Consider the following 7,682-nt stretch of genomic DNA (forward strand, 5'->3'; position numbering starts at 1 on the left):
CGCTGCGGCGTGACGACCGTCGCGGGCGACGTCGCAAGCGAGGCCGATGTCGCCGCCGCGCTCGACGCCGCCGTGCCCCTCGGCCCGCTGCGGCTCGCGGTGAACTGCGCGGGCATCGCGCCGGCCGCGCGCATCGTGGGCCGCAACGGGCCGCACGACCTCGCGCTGTTCGAGCGCACGCTGCGCGTCAACCTGCTGGGCACCTTCAACGTGCTGCGGCTTGCGGCGCAGCGGATGCAGGCGCTCGACCCCACCGCGCCGGATGGCGAACGCGGCCTGATCCTCAACACCGCCTCCATCGCAGCGGAGGACGGGCAGGTCGGGCAATGCGCCTATGCCGCGTCCAAGGCCGGCGTCGTCGGGCTGACGCTGCCGGCGGCGCGGGAACTGGCGAAGTCCGGCATCCGGGTGGTCACAATCGCGCCGGGCCTGTTCGAGACCCCGATGCTGGCCGGCCTGCCCGAGGCCGCGCTGGCCGCCATCCACGCCCTGCCGCCCTTCCCCGCGCGGCTCGGCCGGCCCGAGGAATTCGCGGCGATGGTGCTGGCGATCTGCGCCAATCCGCTGCTGAACGGGACGACGCTGCGGCTGGATTCGGCGCTGCGTCTGCCGCCATAAACAGGTGGCCGAACGGAGATTCCAATTGCGCGTTCAGCGCACGTTGAGCGATGCTACACTTTACATTGGCCGTGATTATTCATCGACGGATGCACGACACACCGGAAACCCCCACGCTAAACGTAATTCGCCGGAGTTTTGTACGAGTATTCTTTTTTTCGTGCTCTATTTTTTGTCTTCTTGATTGCATTGGTTGTGTGGTTTGGTCTGATCTATGGGAACCCCGATGCTTTAACGTTGGTCGGGATATTACCCGTTGCAGCAGTACTTTTCTTGGTGCCAGTATATTTTTTTGTTGTTTACGATGTTTTTCGGTCGTGTTTTCTTTTTTGGGTATGCCATCTATGTAACTGCTGACTATCGGGGTGTCTGCGATACACGAGGGAATTTCTACATGGCCGGCAAGCACCAACCCATTCGCTTCGTCGGGAAGCCAGAGGCCGACAGTGCTCTCTTCCCAGAGTACGATCATCAGGATGGGCCGTTTGCGACACCGGTCACGATCCGGCCCGACACATCATCGGCATGGAGCAATCTCCGCGCGCGGCTGACCGGGCGCAGGTTCATACTGCCTCTGCTCTTTGTCCGCGGCCGGGGTCGGCTCGTCCGTGACTTGCAGGGCTATCGGCCCTGACGACAAGAAGCGCGCGTGCGCCGCGCCTAGGGCCGCGGCAACGCTCGGTCCGCGGTGCAGCGCTCGAGTGGCAATTGCTGCACGGCATTGATGCGCCGGATGCTCCGCGTGCGCGCGTCCGCCACCACGCTCATGCAGGCGCAGCCATAGCCGTACCAGCCATTGGTGCGCACCCAGTGCCGCTCGGTCAGGTCCGGGATGTTGTCCATCCCGGCCGGCCGCGGGCCGCCCTGCGCCATAATGTCCCAGCGCCCGTCGCGATCGACCAGCCACCAGTTCGCCGGCGTGGGGTTGTGGATCCAACCGCAGCGACGCTCCTGCGCCATGGCGGGGGAGGCGGCCAGGACCGCGAACAGCATCAGGGCAAGCGCGCGCGACATCATTTGCGCAGCATCGCATACGGCCGCGGCGCCGCGCCATTGTCGCCGCGCCACCCTTGAACCGCGCCCTGATGCCTTTCATGCTACGTTCAGGAGCGCTTCACCACACGGCTTGACGCAGCGGAGGACCCGCCATGCATCGCCGTGACCTGCTCGCCGCAGCCGCTTCCCTCGCCGCAACGCCCATGGCCGCCGCGCAGGCGCAGCCCGCGCCATCCGGCACCCTGCGCGTCGGCATGACGGCGGGCGACATCCCGCTCACCACCGGCCAGCCGAGCCAGGGGGCGGAGGGCAACCGCTTCCTCGGCATCACGCTGTACGACCCGCTCGTCGCCTGGGACCTGTCGCGCGTCGACCGCGCGCCCTCGCTCAAGCCCGGCCTCGCGGAACGCTGGCGCGTGGACGACGCGACGAAAAAGGTCTGGACCTTCGACCTGCGCGCGGGCGTGCGCTTCCACGACGGCAGCGCCTTCGACGCCAACGCCGTCGCCTGGAACCTCGCGAAGCTGCTCGACCGGGAGGCGCCGCACTTCGACCGCCAGCAGGCCGCGCAGGCGGGGCTCTACGCCAGCAACATCGCGCGCTGGCGGGTGCGCGACGCGCGTACGATCGAGATCGAGACCAAGGCGCCCGACGCCGTGTTCCCTTACAACATGGCGAACATTTTTTTCTCTTCCCCCGCGCGCTATGCGGAGGTGGGGAACAACTGGGATCGGTTCGCCGAACGCCCCTCCGGCACGGGGCCGTATATCGGCGACCGCTTCGTCCCCCGCCAGCGACTGGAAGCGGTGCGCAACGGGGAATACTGGGATCCGGCGCGGCGGCCGCAGCATGAACGGCTCGTGCTGCTGCCGATCCCGGATGCGCTGACGCGCGTCTCCGCCCTGCTGTCGAACCAGGTAGACTTCATCGAGGCGCCGCCGCCCGACGCCGTGCCGCGCATCCGCGCCGCGGGGCACAACGTCGTCACCAACGCCTATCCGCACATCTGGTGCCACCAGCTGTCCTTCCAGCCGGACAGCCCCTTCCGCGATCTTCGCGTGCGGCAGGCGGCGAACATGGCGATCGATCGCGCCGCGATGGTGGGGCTGCTCGGCGGGCTGGCCATTCCCGCCAAGGGGATGATCACCGAAGGCCATCCCTGGTTCGGCCGGCCTACGGTCGATCTTTCGTACGACCCGGCCCGGGCGCGGCGGCTGCTTGCGGATGCCGGCTTCGGCCCGCGCAACCCGGTGCGCACCAAGTTCATCATCGCGCCCTCGGGGTCCGGCCAGATGCAGCCGCTGCCGATGAACGAGCTGCTGCAGCAGAACTACCGCGCCGTCGGCATCGAGCTGGAATTCGAGGTGATGGACTGGGAAGCGCTGCGCGCCCGCCGTCGCGCCGGCGCCGCTGCGCCGGAAAATCGTGGCCTGCACGCCATCAACAATTCCTGGGCCTTCTGGGATCCGGATATCGGGCTGCTCGGCCCCGCCATCAGCCCGCAGGCGGGTGGGTCCGGCTTCAACTGGGGCGGCTTCCAGGATGCACGGGCGGATGAGCTCGGCCTGCGCGCGCGCCAAACCTTCGAGACCGCGCCGCAGGATGCGATCCTGGCGGAGCTTCACGGGCATCTCGTGGACCAGGCCATGTGGATTTGGGCGGTGCACGACGTGAATCCGCGCGGCCTGTCGCGGCGCCTGTCCAACTTCACCCAGGCGCAATCCTGGTACCAGGACCTGACGCCGATCCGCGTCGGGTAGAGGGCGCTATCCCCGCCACATCCGGCGCAGCACGGCCCCGCCGCGCGCATGGTGATGCAGCGCGGCGGCGGCATGGCCGGCCGCGAGCAGCACCAGCGCCCAGGCAAGGAGCTGGTGCGTCGCGCGCAGCGTCTCGTACAGCGCCTCGTCCGCCTCCAGCACATGCGGGATGGGGATGAGGAGGAACATCACCGTCTCGATCTGCCCCGGCGCCGTGCTGGCGCTGAGGTAGCCCAGCACCGGCACGACCAGCAGCAGGGCATAGAGCGCCGCATGGCCCGCCGCCGCGGCGCGGCGCTGCCAGGGCGGCATCGCCTCCTCCTCCGCCGGCCGGCCCCGCCGCGCGCGCAGCCACAGCCGCCACAGCACGAGCGGCGGCACCAGCAGCCCGATCGTCTTGTGCGCCTGGTAGGCGAGGATCTTTTCCAGCAGCCGCGTCAGCGGCAACGCGACCATCACCAGGCCGATCGCGAAGCCGGCGATCACCAGCGCCGCGACGCCCCAGTGCAGCCAGCGCTGCGCGCGCGACCAGCCGTCAGACGATGAGGCGGACACGCACGTTCAGCCGGATGGTATCGGAAATCGCGGCCTGTTCGGTCGTCATGCCGAATTCGGACCGCTTCATCTCCCCGCCCGCGGAGAAATCCGCGACCTCCCGCCCCAGCGCCGCGTCGCGCCGGCGGTCGAGCAGACGCCCCTCCATCCGGAAGGGCCTCGTGATGCCGCGGATCGTCAGGTCGCCCGCAAGGGGGAAGCGCGCGAGGCTGCCTTCCCCGGTCGCGGCACCGCGGAAGGTCGCTTCCGGGTGGCGTTCGACGTCGAAGAAATCGGGCGAGCGCAGCAGCTCGACCGCGCCCGGATAGGCGAGCGCGATGGCCGCCGTGCGCACGGTGACATGCACGGAGGTCGTCAACGGCCGCTCCGGGTCGATTAGCAGCTCGGCGGAAAAATCCTCGAAGCGGCCGGTCGAGCTCAGCACGCCGAGATGCCGGGCGACGAATTCCAGCCGCCCGACGCTCTGATCGAACACGTAACGGGTGCGGGAAGCGGCCGGGCGCGCGAGCCCCGCCATGCCGAGCCCCGCGAGCAACGCGCGCCGTCCTGTCAGCATCGCCATCGCAGCCTCCAGCAGCCCGAGGGGACCATGTCGGCGGGCGGGGCCCGGGCGCAACCCCCGCTTGCATCCGTGGCCTCGAAGAGTCATAAGGTCCTCGATCACACCATCCGGTCCGACGGGGGTGGCCTTGAAAGAGGCCGCCTTTTTTGTTGCCCGAACGAGGCATTGCTTGAACGAGGCCGACGACCTGCCGCGGCATGAAGGGCTCGAAGCCCGCATCGCCGACGCCATCCTGCCAACGCTGGGCGCGCTGGGCTATGAGCTCGTGCGCGTGCAGGTCTCGGGCAAGGAGACGCCGACGGTCCAGGTCATGGCCGACCGGGCCGATGGCGCGACCTTCACCGTCGAGGATTGCGAGGCCATCAGCCACGCGATCGGCGCCGTGCTGGACGTGGCCGACCCGATCAAGAGCGAATGGACGCTGGAGGTCTCCTCGGCCGGGATCGACCGGCCGCTGACCCGTGCGAAGGACTGGAACCGCTTCGCCGGCCATGTCGCGACGCTCGAACTCGCCATCCCGCAGGACGGCCGCAAGCGCTTCCGCGGCATCGCCCTCGGCGCCGATGCGGATGTGGCGCGGCTGCGGCTCGAGGACGGGACGGAATGCGCCTTCCCGCGCGGCAACATCCGGCGCGCCAAGCTGGTGCTGACCGACGAACTCATCGCCGCCACCGCGGCCCCCCGCACGACGAACTAGGAGAGAACGCATGGCCATCGACATCACCGTCGCCAGGCCCGAGCTGCTGCAGGTCGCCGACGCCGTCGCGCGCGAGAAGATGATCGAGCGCGACGAGGTGCTGGAGGCGATGGAGCAGGCCATCCAGAAGGCCGGCCGCGCCAAGTACGGGCAGGAGAAGGACATCCGCGCCTTCATCGACCGCAAGGACGGCCGCGTGAAGCTGGAGCGCTGGACCGAGGTGGTCGAGGCTGAGCCGGTCGAGAACGAGGCGGTGCAGATCCCGCTGCGCATCGCGCAGAAGGTGAAGCCCGGCATCCAGGTCGGCGAATTCATCATCGACCCGCTGCCGCCGATCGACTTCGGCCGCATCGCCGCGCAGACCGCCAAGCAGGTGATCGTGCAGCGGGTGCGGGAGGTCGAGCGCTCCAAGCAGTTCCACGAATACAAGGACCGCGTGGGCGAGATCATCAATGGCATCGTCAAGCGCACGGAATACGGGAACCTGATGGTCGACCTCGGCCGCGCGGAAGCGCTGCTGCGCCGCGACGAAACCATCCCGCGCGAGGCTTTTCGAAATGGCGACCGCGTGCGGGCCTATATCTACGACGTGCGCGAGGAGCCCCGTGGTCCTCAGATTTTCCTGTCGCGCACGCATCCGGGCTTCCTCGCGAAGCTCTTCGCGCAGGAAGTGCCCGAGATTTACGACGGCATCATCGAGATCAAGGCGGTAGCGCGCGACCCCGGCTCGCGCGCCAAGATGGCGGTGATCAGCCGCGACAGCAGCATCGACCCGGTCGGCGCCTGCGTCGGCATGCGCGGGTCGCGCGTGCAGGCGGTGGTGGCCGAACTGCAGGGCGAGAAGATCGACATCATCCCCTGGTCACCCGACTTCGCGACCTTCATCGTGAACGCGCTCGCCCCGGCCGAGGTCAGCAAGGTCGTCCTGGACGAGGACGGCAAGCGCTGCGAAGTGGTGGTCCCAGACGACCAGCTGAGCCTCGCCATCGGCCGGCGCGGGCAGAATGTCCGCCTCGCCTCCCAGCTCACGCGCTACGACATCGACATCCTGACGGAAGCCGAGGAGAGCGAGCGCCGGCAGGAGGAATTCCGCAAGCGCACCGGCCTGTTCGTGGAAGCGCTCGACGTGGACGACGTGATCGCCGGGCTGCTGGTGCAGGAAGGCTTCTCGACCATCGAGGACATCGTCCAGGTCGAGGACGAGGAACTGGCGGGGATCGAGGGCTTTGACGAGAGCGTGGCCGCCGAGCTCAAGCGTCGTGCCCAGACCTTCATCGACAAGCGCGACGCCGAATTCGACGAGAAGCGCCGTGCGCTCGGCGTGGACGACGTGCTGGCCGAGATCGGCGGCTTCTCGCCCGGCATGATGGTCACGCTGGGCGAGAAGGGCGTGAAGGGACTCGAGGACCTGGCCGACCTCGCCGGCGACGAGCTGATCGAAATCCTCGGCGCCGAGGTGGTCGACGAGGAGACGGCGAACGCGATCGTGATGGAAGCGCGCCGCCGCGCCGGCTGGTTCGGCGATGAGGAGGAGCCTGGCGCGGGTGATGCAAACACCTGAGCCAGGGCCAGCGCCTGAGCCAGGGCCAACGCCTGAGCCGGAGGAGGCGGAGGAGGCGCGGGAGACCGGCCCCCTTCGCCGCTGCATCGTCACGCGTGAGAGCGGGCCCAAGGAAACGATGATCCGTTTCGTGCTCGGGCCGGCTCGCGAGATCGTTCCCGATCTCGCCGGGAGACTGCCCGGCCGGGGAATGTGGTTGAGCGCGCGGGGCGATGTGCTAGAACGCGCTCTGAGCCGCGGGGCCTTCATGCGGGCCGCGCGCGGGCCCGTGACGCTTCCCTCCGACCTTCGTGCGCGGATCGAGGACGGTCTTCGCGCCCGCATCCGCGACCTGCTGGGCCTGGCCCGGCGGGCGGGTCAGGCGGTTTCGGGCTGGCAGGCGGGGCGGGAATGGCTCCAGGCCGGTCGCGCGGGGCTGATCGTCCAGGCATCGGACGGCAGTCCAGCAGAGCGCGCGCGCTTCGGCGGGCGCGGACTACCCTCGGTGGCGCCGCTGACCGCGGTGGAACTGGGCGGTGTTTTCGGGCGTGACCACGCCGTTCATGTCGTGGTCGCGCCGGGCCGGCTGGCGGATGCCATCCGCGCCGAAGCGGGGCGGCTGGCGGGAATCGCCGGCATCGCACCGGATATTCAGGAGTAGGGCCGTCGCCCGTGGCGCGGCCTTGGAATGTTTTTTAGGATCGGGTTCGGATCGGCGGATGAGCGACCAGAACGAGCAGGACGCGGGCAAGAGCAGGCTGAGCCTTCGGCCCGGCGGACGCCTCGAACTCGGCAAGACGGTGGATGCCGGCAGCGTGCGGCAATCCTTCAGCCATGGCCGCAGCAAGACCGTGCAGGTCGAGGTGGTGAAGAAGCGCCCCGCGGCGCCACCCGCCGCGAAGCCCGGCGTCGTCGCGCCTGTGGCGCGTGCCGCCGCGCCGGCGCCCGCGGCCG

10 protein-coding genes are annotated in these 7,682 nt (G+C 69.1%); 7 read left to right on the forward strand and 3 right to left on the reverse strand.

The annotated features are described in order from the left end of the window. Together HW577_RS16310 and HW577_RS16315 are read left to right on the forward strand one after the other, a co-directional pair. A partial coding sequence (locus HW577_RS16310; protein ID WP_198377209.1) for an SDR family NAD(P)-dependent oxidoreductase occupies nt 1–618 on the forward strand: 618 nt, incomplete at its 5' end. A 256-nt stretch (nt 619–874) separates the two neighbouring features. Further along, on the forward strand, nt 875–1,252 hold the full coding sequence (locus HW577_RS16315) for a hypothetical protein (RefSeq protein WP_198377210.1): 378 nt from the start codon (nt 875–877) through the stop codon (nt 1,250–1,252). A 26-nt stretch (nt 1,253–1,278) separates the two neighbouring features. Here the strand turns inward: HW577_RS16315 and HW577_RS16320 are convergent, their stop codons facing one another. Continuing rightward, a complete protein-coding gene (locus HW577_RS16320; RefSeq protein WP_232474992.1) occupies nt 1,279–1,632 on the reverse strand; it encodes a DUF4087 domain-containing protein in 354 nt (117 codons plus the stop codon). Nucleotides 1,633–1,766: 134 nt separating this feature from the next. On the opposite strand from HW577_RS16320, the gene HW577_RS16325 reads away from it, so the two are divergent. After that, entirely contained in the window at nt 1,767–3,374 is a 1,608-nt protein-coding gene (locus tag HW577_RS16325) for an ABC transporter substrate-binding protein (protein WP_198377212.1), read from the forward strand. Nucleotides 3,375–3,380: 6 nt separating this feature from the next. On the opposite strand, the gene HW577_RS16330 is transcribed toward HW577_RS16325, so the two are convergent. Both HW577_RS16330 and HW577_RS16335 read right to left on the reverse strand, forming a co-directional pair. After that, nucleotides 3,381–3,929 carry a cytochrome b gene (locus tag HW577_RS16330; RefSeq protein WP_198377213.1) on the reverse strand — a complete coding sequence of 183 codons (549 nt, stop codon included), beginning with the start codon at nt 3,927–3,929 and terminating at the stop codon, nt 3,381–3,383. Next, on the reverse strand, nt 3,910–4,491 hold the full coding sequence (locus HW577_RS16335; RefSeq protein WP_198377214.1) for a YceI family protein: 582 nt from the start codon (nt 4,489–4,491) through the stop codon (nt 3,910–3,912). Before HW577_RS16335 ends, HW577_RS16330 begins: the two co-directional genes overlap by 20 nt. A gap of 169 nt (nt 4,492–4,660) precedes the next feature. On the opposite strand from HW577_RS16335, the gene rimP reads away from it, so the two are divergent. The 4 genes from rimP to HW577_RS16355 all read left to right on the forward strand — a co-directional run. Then, nucleotides 4,661–5,188, forward strand: coding sequence for a ribosome maturation factor RimP (gene rimP, locus HW577_RS16340; protein ID WP_232474993.1), 528 nt, complete (start codon nt 4,661–4,663; stop codon nt 5,186–5,188). Nucleotides 5,189–5,198: 10 nt separating this feature from the next. Then, complete coding sequence (nusA, locus tag HW577_RS16345) at nt 5,199–6,749, forward strand: transcription termination factor NusA (protein WP_198377216.1); 1,551 nt, start codon at nt 5,199–5,201, stop codon at nt 6,747–6,749. Continuing rightward, nucleotides 6,736–7,389, forward strand: a complete 654-nt coding sequence (locus HW577_RS16350) for an RNA-binding protein (RefSeq protein WP_198377217.1) — start codon at nt 6,736–6,738, stop codon at nt 7,387–7,389. Before nusA ends, HW577_RS16350 begins: the two co-directional genes overlap by 14 nt. 58 nt (nt 7,390–7,447) lie before the next feature. Further along, nucleotides 7,448–7,682, forward strand: a 235-nt coding sequence (locus HW577_RS16355; protein ID WP_198377218.1) for a translation initiation factor IF-2 associated domain-containing protein, incomplete at its 3' end; no start/stop codon positions are given.

It is taken from the genome of Neoroseomonas rubea (genome assembly GCF_016106015.1).
In the GTDB taxonomy this organism is placed as follows: domain Bacteria; phylum Pseudomonadota; class Alphaproteobacteria; order Acetobacterales; family Acetobacteraceae; genus Neoroseomonas; species Neoroseomonas rubea.